Annotated in this window: 17 protein-coding genes and 14 tRNA genes; 9 read left to right on the forward strand and 22 right to left on the reverse strand. The window is 66.0% G+C overall.

The features are described from left to right. The first annotated feature begins 361 nt into the window (after positions 1-361). The 4 genes from DPQ65_RS06925 to DPQ65_RS06940 are packed head-to-tail and all read left to right on the forward strand — an operon-like array spanning position 362 to position 2,175. Positions 362-622 (forward strand): hypothetical protein, encoded by a 261-nt coding sequence (locus DPQ65_RS06925; RefSeq protein WP_114906642.1) that lies wholly within the window; start codon positions 362-364, stop codon positions 620-622. Between the two features lie 25 nt (positions 623-647). Further along, a complete protein-coding gene (locus DPQ65_RS06930; RefSeq protein WP_114906643.1) occupies positions 648-1,271 on the forward strand; it encodes a hypothetical protein in 624 nt (207 codons plus the stop codon). Further along, complete coding sequence (locus DPQ65_RS06935) at positions 1,268-1,594, forward strand: hypothetical protein (protein ID WP_114906644.1); 327 nt, start codon at positions 1,268-1,270, stop codon at positions 1,592-1,594. Before DPQ65_RS06930 ends, DPQ65_RS06935 begins: the two co-directional genes overlap by 4 nt. 20 nt (positions 1,595-1,614) lie before the next feature. Then, a complete protein-coding gene (locus DPQ65_RS06940) occupies positions 1,615-2,175 on the forward strand; it encodes a hypothetical protein (protein ID WP_114906645.1) in 561 nt (186 codons plus the stop codon). A 119-nt stretch (positions 2,176-2,294) separates the two neighbouring features. On the opposite strand, the gene DPQ65_RS15590 is transcribed toward DPQ65_RS06940, so the two are convergent. After that, complete coding sequence (locus DPQ65_RS15590) at positions 2,295-3,068, reverse strand: hypothetical protein (protein WP_162802072.1); 774 nt, start codon at positions 3,066-3,068, stop codon at positions 2,295-2,297. A gap of 260 nt (positions 3,069-3,328) precedes the next feature. Between DPQ65_RS15590 and DPQ65_RS15595 the strand changes: the two genes are divergently transcribed. Continuing rightward, positions 3,329-3,469, forward strand: coding sequence for a hypothetical protein (locus DPQ65_RS15595; RefSeq protein ID WP_162802073.1), 141 nt, complete (start codon positions 3,329-3,331; stop codon positions 3,467-3,469). A 51-nt stretch (positions 3,470-3,520) separates the two neighbouring features. On the opposite strand, the gene DPQ65_RS06950 is transcribed toward DPQ65_RS15595, so the two are convergent. Next, positions 3,521-4,066 (reverse strand): HNH endonuclease, encoded by a 546-nt coding sequence (locus tag DPQ65_RS06950; protein ID WP_114906994.1) that lies wholly within the window; start codon positions 4,064-4,066, stop codon positions 3,521-3,523. An 82-nt stretch (positions 4,067-4,148) separates the two neighbouring features. Here DPQ65_RS06950 and DPQ65_RS06955 point away from each other — a divergent pair, with 82 nt between their 5' ends. Further along, on the forward strand, positions 4,149-4,994 hold the full coding sequence (locus DPQ65_RS06955) for an RNase H family protein (protein WP_162802074.1): 846 nt from the start codon (positions 4,149-4,151) through the stop codon (positions 4,992-4,994). On the opposite strand, the gene DPQ65_RS06960 is transcribed toward DPQ65_RS06955, so the two are convergent. The 6 genes from DPQ65_RS06960 to DPQ65_RS06980 form a co-directional block, all read right to left on the reverse strand. After that, positions 4,991-5,584: a hypothetical protein gene (locus DPQ65_RS06960; RefSeq protein WP_114906648.1), complete on the reverse strand. Its 594-nt coding sequence runs from the start codon at positions 5,582-5,584 to the stop codon at positions 4,991-4,993. The genes DPQ65_RS06955 and DPQ65_RS06960 overlap by 4 nt on opposite strands. A gap of 86 nt (positions 5,585-5,670) precedes the next feature. Next, on the reverse strand, positions 5,671-5,838 hold the full coding sequence (locus DPQ65_RS16585) for a zinc finger domain-containing protein (RefSeq protein WP_475120344.1): 168 nt from the start codon (positions 5,836-5,838) through the stop codon (positions 5,671-5,673). Further along, positions 5,835-6,188: a hypothetical protein gene (locus tag DPQ65_RS06965; protein ID WP_114906649.1), complete on the reverse strand. Its 354-nt coding sequence runs from the start codon at positions 6,186-6,188 to the stop codon at positions 5,835-5,837. The genes DPQ65_RS16585 and DPQ65_RS06965 overlap by 4 nt, the downstream gene beginning before the upstream one ends. Further along, positions 6,185-6,826, reverse strand: coding sequence for a peptidyl-tRNA hydrolase (locus DPQ65_RS06970; protein WP_162802075.1), 642 nt, complete (start codon positions 6,824-6,826; stop codon positions 6,185-6,187). The genes DPQ65_RS06965 and DPQ65_RS06970 overlap by 4 nt, the downstream gene beginning before the upstream one ends. Next, positions 6,823-7,137 (reverse strand): hypothetical protein, encoded by a 315-nt coding sequence (locus DPQ65_RS06975; protein ID WP_114906651.1) that lies wholly within the window; start codon positions 7,135-7,137, stop codon positions 6,823-6,825. Before DPQ65_RS06975 ends, DPQ65_RS06970 begins: the two co-directional genes overlap by 4 nt. Before the next feature lie 12 nt (positions 7,138-7,149). Beyond that, positions 7,150-7,356 (reverse strand): hypothetical protein, encoded by a 207-nt coding sequence (locus DPQ65_RS06980; protein WP_114906652.1) that lies wholly within the window; start codon positions 7,354-7,356, stop codon positions 7,150-7,152. Between the two features lie 38 nt (positions 7,357-7,394). Between DPQ65_RS06980 and DPQ65_RS06985 the strand changes: the two genes are divergently transcribed. Continuing rightward, positions 7,395-8,372, forward strand: coding sequence for a hypothetical protein (locus DPQ65_RS06985; RefSeq protein WP_162802076.1), 978 nt, complete (start codon positions 7,395-7,397; stop codon positions 8,370-8,372). A 24-nt stretch (positions 8,373-8,396) separates the two neighbouring features. Beyond that, positions 8,397-9,689, forward strand: coding sequence for a DUF7007 domain-containing protein (locus tag DPQ65_RS06990; RefSeq protein ID WP_114906654.1), 1,293 nt, complete (start codon positions 8,397-8,399; stop codon positions 9,687-9,689). 200 nt (positions 9,690-9,889) lie between these two features. On the opposite strand, the gene DPQ65_RS06995 is transcribed toward DPQ65_RS06990, so the two are convergent. From DPQ65_RS06995 to DPQ65_RS07010, 4 genes are all read right to left on the reverse strand, one after another. Next, positions 9,890-9,961, reverse strand: a tRNA-Arg gene (locus DPQ65_RS06995). 99 nt (positions 9,962-10,060) lie between these two features. Further along, positions 10,061-10,136 (reverse strand) — tRNA-Glu (locus tag DPQ65_RS07000). A 1-nt stretch (position 10,137) separates the two neighbouring features. Continuing rightward, a tRNA-Cys gene (locus tag DPQ65_RS07005) sits at positions 10,138-10,211 on the reverse strand. 5 nt (positions 10,212-10,216) lie between these two features. After that, positions 10,217-10,301 (reverse strand) — tRNA-Ser (locus DPQ65_RS07010). A 166-nt stretch (positions 10,302-10,467) separates the two neighbouring features. Between DPQ65_RS07010 and DPQ65_RS07015 the strand changes: the two genes are divergently transcribed. Beyond that, positions 10,468-11,319, forward strand: coding sequence for a C40 family peptidase (locus DPQ65_RS07015; protein WP_114906655.1), 852 nt, complete (start codon positions 10,468-10,470; stop codon positions 11,317-11,319). A gap of 4 nt (positions 11,320-11,323) precedes the next feature. Here the strand turns inward: DPQ65_RS07015 and DPQ65_RS07020 are convergent. The 10 genes from DPQ65_RS07020 to DPQ65_RS15600 all read right to left on the reverse strand — a co-directional run bounded on the left by DPQ65_RS07020 (position 11,324) and on the right by DPQ65_RS15600 (position 12,531). Next, a tRNA-Lys gene (locus DPQ65_RS07020) sits at positions 11,324-11,396 on the reverse strand. A gap of 151 nt (positions 11,397-11,547) precedes the next feature. Further along, positions 11,548-11,634 (reverse strand) — tRNA-Leu (locus tag DPQ65_RS07025). 27 nt (positions 11,635-11,661) lie between these two features. After that, positions 11,662-11,737 (reverse strand) — tRNA-Gly (locus DPQ65_RS07030). 13 nt (positions 11,738-11,750) lie between these two features. After that, positions 11,751-11,823 (reverse strand) — tRNA-Asn (locus tag DPQ65_RS07035). 177 nt (positions 11,824-12,000) lie between these two features. Then, positions 12,001-12,077, reverse strand: a tRNA-Asp gene (locus DPQ65_RS07040). A 1-nt stretch (position 12,078) separates the two neighbouring features. Next, positions 12,079-12,153, reverse strand: a tRNA-Gln gene (locus DPQ65_RS07045). Positions 12,154-12,180: 27 nt separating this feature from the next. Next, positions 12,181-12,254: transfer RNA gene (locus DPQ65_RS07050), tRNA-Glu, on the reverse strand. Between the two features lie 2 nt (positions 12,255-12,256). Beyond that, positions 12,257-12,329, reverse strand: a tRNA-His gene (locus DPQ65_RS07055). 2 nt (positions 12,330-12,331) lie between these two features. Further along, a tRNA-Val gene (locus DPQ65_RS07060) sits at positions 12,332-12,404 on the reverse strand. A gap of 43 nt (positions 12,405-12,447) precedes the next feature. Beyond that, positions 12,448-12,531: transfer RNA gene (locus DPQ65_RS15600), tRNA-Ser, on the reverse strand.

Here is a 12,531-nt window from a genome sequence, read left to right on the forward strand (position 1 = left end):
CATCACTAGCCGGCTCGCAACACGACCCTAGCTAGTAGTAGGGGTTTTTAGGCCTCTGACCTGCACGTTTGAACATGCGTTCATGTGACTCAGCGCTGAGTCAACGCGAGTCAATTCAGTCACCTTTTTCGGGGCCGTTTTGCAAACCCGCAGGTCAGGGGGTTGATGCCTCATTCGGCCCGATCCGACCTGGGGTGCGCCGAAGGTAGGTCGGGCACTTCGAGAGCGCTGTTCATTCGCCGATCTGGAGCCCGAAAGCCCCTCTATTCTCTAGTACTGATCTTAGAGTGTCGTATACACCGACGCTCAGTAGTAGCCAAACGACGTCGCCTGATGGCTCCAGACGCCACACCACCAGGTCATGAAGACGACATCTCGCTCCGCCCTGACCCTCTCCCACGGCACTTCCGGCGTCTGGGAGGGCACCTTCCAGGTTCTCCTGAGCGCCCTTCTGGCCGACATCCTGAGTGACGGTCCGGTCACCATCGAGCTTACCCTGGACGATGGGTCTGAGGTGTCCGGGAGACTGCTCGACTACGACGACGACTCGGTCATGGTCGACAGTGCCGGTGGTGGTCTCAGGATCGACCGGGACACCATCCTGACCGTCGTTCTGGACTGACCGGGCGCCGCACAGTAGGCCAGGTATGAGCGCCCAGATGACCGCCGCTACAGAGGCCGCACGAGAGCAGAACCGCCACCCGAGTGGCCGCTTCGGTGCCGGTGCCGCGGTCGAGTCGGACTGCCGGCTGGGCGGTCTCGGGCGCGACGCAGTACGGCAGGCGGCGATCATCACCATGTCCGACTTCGACCCCTGCAACCCGGGCCGCTCGCAGGCCACGTCCTCCGAGCTGTTGACCGCCCACGCGACGATGACGCGTGGCTGCTCGGGGCTGGCCAGTACGACGGAGAAGGCCCGCGCCATCAGTGCCTGCGTCCGTGCCTCCATTGATGACCGCGGTGGCCTGTCGCCGGCCGACTACGACACCGTGATGGCAGGCGTCATGCCGGACGACCCGGAGGCGACACGGCTGCTCGCCGCCCGCCACCAGGGCGCGGCCGAGCACCTGTACGACGTCCGGGCAGGGACCGCTCTTCCCGGTGACCACCCGCTGGACGCCCAGACCATTGAGGACTACCGGGCGCACCTGGGTATCCACGAGCCGGACGATGCCGACCCAGTCGGCGGGGCCAACGAGCTCGCCCTGGCATGGTCCTACCGGCTGGACCGCGAGGCACTCGATCTGGCCCGCCACACCAGCAGGGCATGAAGCGCGAGGTCAGGGTCAGGCCGGTCAGTCGCACCGACATCGGCGGCTTCGGCAGCACGGTCATCGGCGTCGGACTCCACCCGGCCGACGGCCAGCTGGTCGTGATGTGCCGCGCAGCGCAGTACGCCGGTGGCCGGTTCCTGGGCCACCTGTTCCTGCGCTTGCACGAGCAGGTCGACGGCTCCTGGGTCAGCGTCCACATCCCGCCCAAAGTCGCTGAGTTCCTGGGCTCGGCCGAACCGGGCACCCGCGCGAAGGTGTCCGGTCGCTGGTGGACCGCGGTCGAGTTCTCCCGCGCGCCCTCGCTGATCGTCTACAAGTAGCGGCGCCACACCTGTCGCTCATGAGCGAGATAACCGACAGAATCGCCTCCCTTGCCGCCGACGCTGGCCTGACCGTGCCCGAGCTGGCTCAGGTCGCCGGTATCCCCAAGAACGACTTCGCCGAGAGGGTCGCCTCGGGCCGGGACGTGAGCAGCCTCGAGGTCGCGCTGGTCGCTGAGTTCGCCGGGCGCGACCCCCTGTGGGTCATCACCGGCCAGTGGCCGACCGACGCGCTGGCCCGTGCCATGGCGAAGTACGAGGACATGGACTTCCCTGAGCGCGCCGGCTTCAACAAGGCGTGGAACGCACTGGTTCCCTTCCTGCCGACGGCTGTCCGCGACCAGGCCATCGCCGTACTTGGCGAGCCCCAAGACCCGGTCGCCAAGTACGGCTGTGACGGCAGCAAACGCCCTGTGAGCGTGTTGGAGCGGCGATGTGAGTGTCAGTGTGGTTGCGTCGGCTACCGCGTCTACGACAGCCCTCGCGCATGCCCTCACGGGCTAGTTCGCCAACGTAGATGGCCTGGCCAGGCGCTTAAAGCCCTCGGCGCTTTCGACTGTGATGGAGCTGTCTCCGACTGACACTGCATGGGCTAACACCGATCGTTCACGGATGTTTGCTCGGGCGAATGATTCTAGTCGGAGGGTTGTTGCCATATGTCACCATTAAACCACTCGTTGCCTTTAATGTGAAGGCTTGGTCAACCGGCTACCATTGAGAATGGCTTCAACAATCGCCGCTGCCTATACCTTCTCCACTCAAACCAAAACACCACTGGAATGCCGACAATGAATAGTCCCACAGCCACTGACGCCACGACGCTGATAAAGCTCTTGCCAGCCGCAGTCTGCGACTCGTAGCCAATGCCAAGATTGGCACCGAGCAGGAAAAACAATAGGACCACTACGAGCATGCTCGCCGTCAGGTGGTAGCGAAGCATCTCTAATGAAAAACGTTCTCGGACCGCACTCATTGGGCGCGTTTGACCGGTAAAGTGCGCATCAATATACATTTCTTCGTCTGACAGGGACTCCCACAGAATTGCCAAATCGAAGAACTCCCCCGGGTTCATGAGCGCAGGGACTACTCTGACCGCTTCGCCCCCGGTTGTGATTTTGACGCCACCGCTCAGCGCTTCCGGATAGGCGGCAACTCCCCAAGCGGAGATCGGATTGGACCCTTCCTGAAAGATTGTAATGGGTACAGAAAAATCACCCTTCGCGATGGGCCTGTTTCCCGTATTTGCGATACGAACCTTCATCACATGCGGATCAGGGAGTTCGCGCTCGTCCAACGTCACACTCAAACCTTCCACTGCCTCCCGCACTCCCTTCGGGGCGATAGGGGTCTGAGCGATCACTTGGTAATCTAGCGTCGTCGATGACTTGTCCCTTTGCCTCAGGTAGAGCGTTATTCCGGCAGGTACCAGCGTGGCGACGACTGCCACTATGGCTATCCAGTGCCCAAGTTCCATGACCCGAGCCTACCGACCGCCACCGCCACCCGGGTAGTAGGCACAACGAAAGAGCACCCCTCTCGGAGTGCTCTCATGTGCGGTGACGGGCCGCTACTTCTTCTTCGCTGGCTTTGTCCTGCGGCTTCCGCTGCGACGCCCATGCTCACCAGCTCGTCATAGACGTCCTTGGTGACGTCTACCGTCCTACCGGGCCGCGTGGTGCTCACCGCGTAGGAGTACGTTGCGTGTCAGTTTCGCCTTCATCAACCGCCTCTTATATGCCGGACGTACCCGGGATCCTGTCCCACATCGCCGAGCTGCTCGATTCGGACCTCGGCCAGGTCGCCGCAGCCACCCAGGCCAAGCTCGCCTGCCGTGCCCAGCGCGATGGCCTGCAAGGTTGCGGCGACAACCGCTGAGGCCCCGAACGCACAGAAGCCCCGCCAGAACTTCTGACGGGGCTTCTGAGATCAGGTGGTCCAGGTCAGGTCGTAGGTGGTGGGGACGAACGGCTCCCACAGCAGCACCAGACCGGCCTGCTCGGGGGTGCGGTCGGCCTTGTCCCAGTTGCAGATCCAGCAGGCCGCTACACAGTTCTCCCAGGTGGACTGTCCGCCGTGTGCCCGTGGGACCACGTGGTCGACGGTGATCGCCGGCGTGCCCGGAGGAGGTGTCTCGACCTTGGCCTGTGGCCGACCGCAGTAGGCGCACTGGTGATGGTCGCGGACCTTCACCCCCTCGAAGGAGTAGCCGGCCAGCGCGTCCACCGGCGTCCAGGTGTCCTTCGCCCCGGTGACGACACGGCCACCTGGTGAGGAACGGCGCCGGTACAGCCAAGCGGTCTTGACGTACCGCACCAGCCGCAGGACTGCAGGCATCGGGAACGGGCCGAAGGAGGCGTCCGGGACGGCCTCCTCGATGACAGCCACCTCGCGAACCAGCATGGTGATGGCCTTCTTGACGCTGACGCGGTGCAGCTCCTCATATGAAGCGTTCAGCACGACCACTGTGGACATCTCGGCACCTCCTCTGGTTGCTCGTGTCCGTCTGACTGGATTGGTGTGGCGCTGGGCGTGGTCCGCGCCACACCCAGCGGGTATGAACATCGACATTCCGAAGCCGTGCCCGCCGCCGCGACGTGCTCCGACCGTGCCGCCTGCCGAACAGACGGCCCTTCTGGATGTGGTGGTGCGTCCCGTCATGCACGAGTGGGGGCTGTTCGTCTGGGCGCTCAACGACGGCACGCAGGTCCAGTCCGGACACTTCCGCGACGACCCGGCCACTCTTGCCAATTGGATCACCGAGCACTACCCCGGCTCGGTGGTGCTGCGTGGGTCAGGGGTCGAGCGGATCGCTGCAGAGATGGGTGAGCAGGCGTGTCTGGACCTGACCCCCGGCACCTCATCAGACATCGACCGTGCGCTCGGTCGCTTCGAGACCGAGACAGTGACCAAACTGCCCACGCTCCTGGTCGCCACAGATGGTTCGGCCGACAACAACAGCTACGTCGGGCTGGGCTGGGTCGGTGACGACGGCCGCTACTCCGCTGGCGGGTGGCGTCAGCGTGGTCGGCGACAGGTCAATGCCCTGCGTGCCGAGATCGCCGCGGTCGTCTCAGCCATGGACGGCGTGCACACCGACCGTCGGGTCGAGCTGCTGATTGACTCCCGGACCGTGTTGGAGGACGTGCGGCTGGCGATGGACGCCAAGCCTGTGCGTTTCGGCTCACGTTTCCCGACCAGGACGCTGCACCGGCTGGCCGTCATGGATGTGCAGGCGAGCTGGGTGAAAGGCCACCAGGGTCACGGGCTTAACGAGGCCGCCGACCAGCTCGCCACCTACGCCCGCCGGTGCGCCATTGCCGGAATCGAGCCGCGCCGGAGCGTCATGAAGGAGATTGTGGGGCGCGAGGGCGCTGCCTTCACCACACCCGCTGTCTCCTAGTCCTCGACCTGCACCCAGGAGCTCCGGGCCGTAGCCCGCAGCGGGTTGCCCTGCTCGTCACGGACCAGGCGGACGCCCTCGAACTCGACGGCGGCGAACCTGTCGTCGAAGTCACTGTCAGGGGCCGGCACGCTGGCCACGTCGTCGACCGATCCGACGAACTCGCTCCAGGTGACGTCCTCAGGTGCCAGTCCGTTCTCGGAGCTCGAGTGGACCAGGGTGAGGCGGTCCTGCTCGTCCACGTCCCAGGTGAGCGTGCCGTTGCCACTGGGTGCCGGTGTCGTGACCTGGTCACCTTCGCTGTAGGCGGGAACGAACACGTCGGCTCGGACCTCGCTGTGCCCGGTGCTCACGTCGTAGTGTTCGTCGGTGTCGAACACGGCCGGGCTGCCAGGGACGCTGACGCCACTGTGCAGGTCGGAGGTCCAGGCCAGCGAGCTCGGGCGGTCCTGTGGGTCGGTTCGGTCCAGCCGCACAGACCAGGATGGGCTCTCGATGACGGCGGTGCTCGCCTCGGCCGCGGGCTTGATGGCGAACTGTCCGCCCTGGCCGCGGGGGTGCTGGTGCTCCTGGAAGGTCTGCGTGCTCATGCCGGTATCACTGTGCGGCGAGGCAACTAGGTGAAAGTTTGGCGGCACCTGGGATCCTTTGCCGGGACCAGGTGCCGCCGTCAAGACTACGTGGTCGTCTGCTCCAGCCAGGCTCGCCACCGTGACGGATGAGGTGGTCGAGCGAGTCGGTCGTTGATGGTGAGGCACATCTTGCCCGCCTGCACCTCGCAGACCGGGCAGGGGGCGTTGCCGCACGCGGGGAGTCGGAACGGGCGGTCTCGCCGGGTCCTCACGCGGCCGCCATCTCGTCGACCAGACCGTCGGGCACCATGACCCCGGCCTCGGCCATCTCAGTCAGCATCTGGGCGCACTCTCCGCTGGTGTCGAGGATGTAGCTCTGCCCGCCGTACGGTGCCGGGACAGCCTGCCAGGCACCGTACTCGGGGCTACCGACCCTCGCGCTGATCCTCGCCTGCTGGATGAGCCACTCCTTGACCGCCTCCGGGTCGCCAGGTTCAAAGGGCAACTGGACAGGCAGCTCGTCCGTCCAGTCCCACCTACGGGAAGCAACATGGATGACGAAGCCGTCGTCGGACCCGTAGATATAGACGTCGGAGGTGTCGGACCAGCGTGTATAGCTCATGCCTCGATGGTGTGGCGGCCAGGCTCGAGCACCTTGACGGTTGCCGAGCCGGGAGCGATCTCGGTCAACCCGGCGTCGTGGATGGACAACTCGGGGGAGGTGGCCAACTCGGCTGCAGCGACCTCGGCCAGGTCGAAGCGCCGACCGCCGTAGAGCCAGTCGGTCCGGGCATCCTCGTCCAGGCTCAGCAGCCACGCGAACAGTCCGTGGGCCACCTGGGCGGCGCTCTTGCCGGTCGACATCCCCAGGTCGGTGTTCACCAGGATGGTCGGGCCACCTTCGGTCGCGACGTCTTCGGACCCGCAGCGAGGTAGCTCCAGTCCGGTCACCTGGAGCTTGCGGACGTAGCGGTCCATCTCGAAGTAGGTGACCGGCACCAGGGCAGCCGCAGCGGCCTCACCAACCCGCTCCACCACGACAGGCCCGGCGTCCAGTGCACGGGTCAGGGCGTGCTCGTTCTTGGCGCGGCGCACGGTCTTGGTGAACCGGCCGGCCAACCAGGGCCCCCAACTCGGGTGCTCGTGGTGGGTCAGCCAGGCGGTCACCGAGGCGAGGGCCACTGCACGGCAGGCATCCTCGTGCGTTCCAGCGTCGAGCAGCACGATGGGCTGCACGAGATCGAGGTCGTCCACGGTCACGTCATCTTGGCTGAGTCGTCGAATGCCTGGTCGTCGAACTCTGCGATCTGCCCGGCGACATTCGACAGGGACCAGCTCAGGTCACCGGACTCCTCGGCGAGCACGTTCTGCACCAGATCACCGTCATTGGTGTAGCCGGTCACCTTGACCGAAGCGACGCCACCGCCACCGGTGTGCTCCGAGTAGGACCAGGGCTTCTCGTAGTCGAACTCGACGTCGATGGTGTCCAGGGCGAAGTCGCCAGGGTTATGAGTGCTGACCTCGGACAGTTTGGATGCGCCCCAGCGGGACAGTGACTCCTTGAAGCTCATGGTTGCTCCCTTTTAGTGCCTCGCTCGGTAGGACTCAGCCAGCTTGTCGACCTCGTCCTGGTACTCCTGCGGGGTCCGGGTGACGTCGCCGCTGGCGTCCCAGATGGCGCCGCACGACGTGCTCTCACACTCGATGGTGACCTTCGCGTCCCACGCCAGGCCGGAGTCGTCCCAGAAGGCAGAAACCTCCGAGCCGCAGTACGTGCAGGTGATCTTCATGGCCTGTTGGTGTGGCGGCCCCGCACAGTGAGCAGGACATGAGCACCCCCATCAGCAGCCAGGCCGAGGCCATCCGCGAGCAGCACCGCGACCCTTCAGGAAAGTTCGGCAGTCAGCCGGCAGCAGAGTCGTCAGCCACGGTCGAGGCCACCAATACCGAAGTCGTCGAGATGCTCGGTGAGATGTCCTGGGAACCGAGCCGCTTCGGCGAGACGGTGACCGTCCAGGGACCCAGCCTGTACCTGGGCGCCGCGGTCCCGGCCGAGCACGCCGACGACCCGGCCTACCTGGACAAGCGCTTCCACCGGCTCCAGGCCTACTTTGAGGACAACTACGGGGCGAAGCTGACTCCCGGCGAGGACCGGCACGTCGAGTCGGCCCGAGTCTCCTGGGAGATCGAGCACGAGGACGCGACCCCCGGTCAGCACGCCGACCTGCAGACCAGGACGGTTGAGCAACTGTCCGGTCCCGATGGGTCTGCCACCGAGCTGGCCGCCCACCTGCGCGAGGGCGAGGACGGGCGCACTGTGATGTCGCAGGACCTGGCCGACTACCTGGCAGAGTCCGACGAGGCCGCGAAGACACCGACTGACGTCACCCTGACCGGCGATGAGGACTTCTGGCCGCACCGCACCGTCGACCTCGACCAGAAGTCACTGGACTACGCGGTGAAGACGGCCCGCGACCACATCGAGATCTCCCACCGGGTCCGGCGGGTCGGGGCACGCAACGGCAGCATCATCGCCCAGACGTACAGCGCCAGCGGCGACAAGGGCCGTCTGGCTGTGTACGACGCGAACGCCTGGACCCCGCCAAGCTCGACCCCGATGCTCGCCTGGTCGGCGCCGGACGCCATCCCGGTGGCCAGGGTCGACATGGATGGTCACGTCAGCCTGCTCACCGGGAACGACGCGCTGTGCCGGGACTGCGGTCAACCACTGGACGACATGGGTAGCCCGAACGTCAAGGGCTGCTGCCTGGCGTGCACCGGGGAGTGGGCTGACGACCGCCCCTGATCGGCCCCGCACAGTGAGCAGGACATGAGCACCCAGCAGATGACCGCACAGTCCGAGGCCGCCCGGGAAGCACACCGTGACCCCTCAGGCAAGTTCGGCACCCAGCCGGCCACCGAGTCCGACCTGTCCCTCGACGCCGGCCAGAACCAGGAATGGGGGCAGACCCCTGACGTCCGTGAGGGCAGCCGGACCCCTTGGGGCCAGGCACAGCACGTGCAGGAGATCGCTCCGGGGATCGTGTCGGTGTCCTGCGCGGGCCATGGTGGCGTGAAGCTGTCGCGTGAGCGCAACGCCGAGGTGCACACGGTGTTCCGTTCATCGTCCGGCTGGTATGAGGAGGACTGTGAGTGGCAGGCGGCTGCCGCGGCCCACCCGGAGGCGTTCGCCCGTGGGAGCCAGGATGCCGACGAGGTCTACGAGGACGCGAAGGAGTCGCTGCGGAACTGGTCCCCTGACGAGTTCACCGAGGCGTTCGGCGAGACCGCTGACGAGACCAACTCCTACATCATGCGCGAGCGGAAGGAGCGTGCCGATAAGGATGCGTACCGCGAGGCCCACGCAGACGACTTCGTGACCACCGAGGGTTCCATCCCGGCCTGGTGCCCTCCCGGCTACCAGGTAGTCACCGCCGAGCAGCGCTCCACCGGCACTCAGCAGTCCTTTGTCGTGGCTTCTGGGTGGTGGGAGCGCAACGGGACCAAGCGGACCGACACTCCTGTCGTGCTGGACCCCGACTCGATGGTCGACGTGACCGACATCCAGAAGCAGTTCCACGCCGAGGTGAAGACCGGCCGCCCCGAGGATGACCTGACCCCGGTCACCAGCATCGAGGAACTGGGCATCGACACCTCTCACCTGACTGCAAACCAGGCAGAGCGGGCCACCGCCGAGCTCAACAAGCTCTGCCGTCTCCCCGCCGGCGACGTCGACACCCTGTCTGAGCACCTGGTTCGGGAGGGTGCCCGTGGGAAGTCCTGCTACTGGGACGGCGAGAAGGTCGCCCACCACGTGACCCTGTCCGGTTCCTTCGTGCGCCCGGTGTCAAAGGCCAGCTACGACGCGCTGACCGGACTGACCGACCACACGACGGAGGCGACAAGGGCGCGCACCGAGAACGGACTGGCGACGGCCAACGTGGAGCGCCACCAGGCGAACTGGACCCTGGCAGAGCCAGCCGGGCAGAAAGCTCTGGCACGGCAGAAGACATCCGCGGAGGAGCTCGCCAAGATCCGCGAGGAGGAGTCGGCGATGTACAAGGAACGTGAGGCCCGTTACCACGAGCTTGTCAACCAGCGCCTGGCCGAGCAGTCCGACTAACCGGCGGCGACCGCAGACGACCCAGGTCCACGACGTCCATGTTGGTCGCGAACTCGCCCCGTTTCATGCCGAGCCCACGCACCTGGCGCGCCGTCCCGTCCGGGTATGCCATGCGTGCAGCATGGGACCTCCCTCGTTGTACCGGCAAGAAAATGGGTTGATTGCGCTGTGCGGCACCAGGATTGCTTGACGTTTCTCGGTGCCCCCGGCAGGAGTCGAACCTGCGACACCCCGTTTAGGAAACGGGTGCTCTTCCGCTGAGCTACGAAGGCAAAGAGCCAGGTGGCCGAGTTGGGGATCGGGGACGCACTCGGCCACCTGGCTGCCCTGCTGGTGTGGCGTTCGCTGGTCCTCGCCCCTCGAACGTGGGCTGGTATCCCCAGCGGGACTCGAACCCGCGTTACCAGCGTGAAAGGCCGGCGTCCTGGGCCACTAGACGATGGGGACCTGGAGATGCTGATCGGATTCGAACCGACGTACGCGGAGTTGCAGTCCGCTCCCTAGCCATTCGGGCACAGCACCATGTGCGGAGGATGCAGGGATCGAACCTGCGCGGGTGTCACCCCGGCCACCGCTTAGCAAGCGGGCGCCTTGCCTCTCGGCCAATCCTCCTTGCTCTGGGCGCTTTGACGAACGACACAACCAGCCGTTGACCTGCGCAGATGCACCCAGGTCCGTCGATCGGGCCCCTTGGGGCACCGTGGCGCCACACCCCAAGTGGGCATGTTCACCACTGGACACCTTCGTCCCGTGCGCGTCCCCGACCTTGGAGAAACCCATGCGCAACACCAACCGCGCCCTCGGCCTGAGCCTCGCCGGCACCGTGGCAGTCACTGCGCTGGTGGCCGCGAGCCTGACCGGCGGCGCCAGCCAGACCCCTGCCCCTACTGCCGAGACAGTCGCCGCCCAGGTGAACGAGTCGCCCGTCGCCATGCTGATGACCGACGCAGGGCCAGCCGCCCAGCGCGACCAGCCCGCGGCCAGCCGGAGCCGGGATCGTGAACTGGTCATCTCCGAGGGCGTCACGCCCCAGCCCGTCGTAGCTGAGCCGGTCGTTGCAACGAAGGCACCCGCCGACATCGAGCCGGTCTACTCCCCACCCCTGGGTTTCACCGGGATCACCCCTGCGCCCGAGCCTGCCCCGGAGCCCGCCGCTGAGCCGGTCTCCGAGCCCGTCCAGGCAGACGAGCCGGTCTCCGAACCCGCAGAGGTGCCCGCCCAGCTCACCTCGGCGCCGGCCGTGCAATCCGAGCCGGCACCAGAGCCTGAGCCTGCGCCTGCCCCGGCACCCCCGTCCAACAGTGGCGGCGTCCTGGGTATCGCGGCCAGCTACGTCGGCACGCCATACTCACTCGGCGCGAGCGGCCCGGGTGCCTTCGACTGCTCCGGCTACACCTCCTACGTCTTCGCTCAGGTCGGCATCAACCTGCCCCGCAGCGCGGCCGCCCAGCAGTCCTACGCCACCCCGGTGAGCAACCCGGCCCCCGGCGACCTGGTCTTCTGGGGCTACCCGGCCTACCACGTCGGCATCTACGCCGGCAACGGAATGGTCTACGACGCGGGCAACCCCGGCACCGGTGTCATTTACCGGTCGGTGTTCTCCGGGGTCAGCGGCTACGGCCGCGTCTGAGAGGTGCCCCCGGCAGGGCTCGAACCTGCGACACTCCGATTAAAAGTCGGTGGCTCTACCAACTGAGCTACGGGGGCGTGGGCTCAGGCCGCGGGCTCCCGGACCATCACCATGCCGTCGCACATCGGGCACCAGACGGCGCTGCTGCCAAGGCTGACCTGCAGTCGGTGTCCGCACTCGAGCTCCTGCTTGCTGTCCATGACGACCTCCTCGTCGCTGGCGATGTTGTGGTGCCCCGGGAGAGAGTCGAACCCTCACGCCCGTACGGGCACTGGTTTCTGAGACCAGCGCGTCTGCCAGTTCCGCCACCGAGGCATTGCGGGGCGACCTGTGAGGGTGCCCTGGAGCGGACGACCGGGCTCGAACCAGCGACCTCCACCTTGGCAAGGTGGCGCTCTACCAACTGAGCTACGTCCACGAGGTACTGCGAGCTGCCCAGGCAGGGCTCGAACCTGCGACATTCCGATTAACAGTCGGACGCTCTGCCAGCTGAGCTACTGGGCAATGAGTGCGTGCCTCCGGAGTCGAACCGGTCCCACGAACTGCGACCGTCGCCGCATGTTCGTCCGGCCCTCGCGGAGACACGCGTCCTGGTGCCGGCGGATCGCTAGCCGTCACGACGGACAACATGAGGCGTACCGGTCTGGCCGGACTTGCCTGCGACCCGGATGGCACCGGGACTGGCGACCCTGACCGGACTCGAACCGGCGACCTCCCGGCTGACAACCGGGCGCTCTAACCAACTGAGCTACAGGGCCTTGGCTTCCCGTCAAGGATTCGAACCTCGATTACTGGAACCAGACTCCAGCGTCCTACCAATTGGACGAACGGGAAATGAGTTGTGCGGCAATGAAACTGAGGTGGCCCGTGTGAGGTTCGAACTCGCGATCTCCACCTTGAGCGGGTGGCGTCTTGACCAACTAGACCAACGGGCCGGGGTGACCGGCGGGGATCGAACCCGCAACCTCCTGACTCACATTCAGGCGCTCTGCCAGTTGAGCTACGGCCACAGTGGTCACGGCAGGGATCGAACCTGCGACTCCCTCGGTGTGAACGAGGTGCTCTGCCATCTGAGCTACGCGACCTGGTGCACCGATGTCGCACGGTGCCAGCACCTTAGTTGCTGAGCGGAGGGTGGAGGAGTTGAACCCCTGCCCGCAATGGACACCACGGTTTTCAAGACCGCTTGCCGACCGACCGGCGGCACCCTCC

Origin of the sequence: Ornithinimicrobium murale, from assembly GCF_003352835.1 — a bacterium.
Classification (GTDB): domain Bacteria; phylum Actinomycetota; class Actinomycetes; order Actinomycetales; family Dermatophilaceae; genus Ornithinicoccus; species Ornithinicoccus muralis.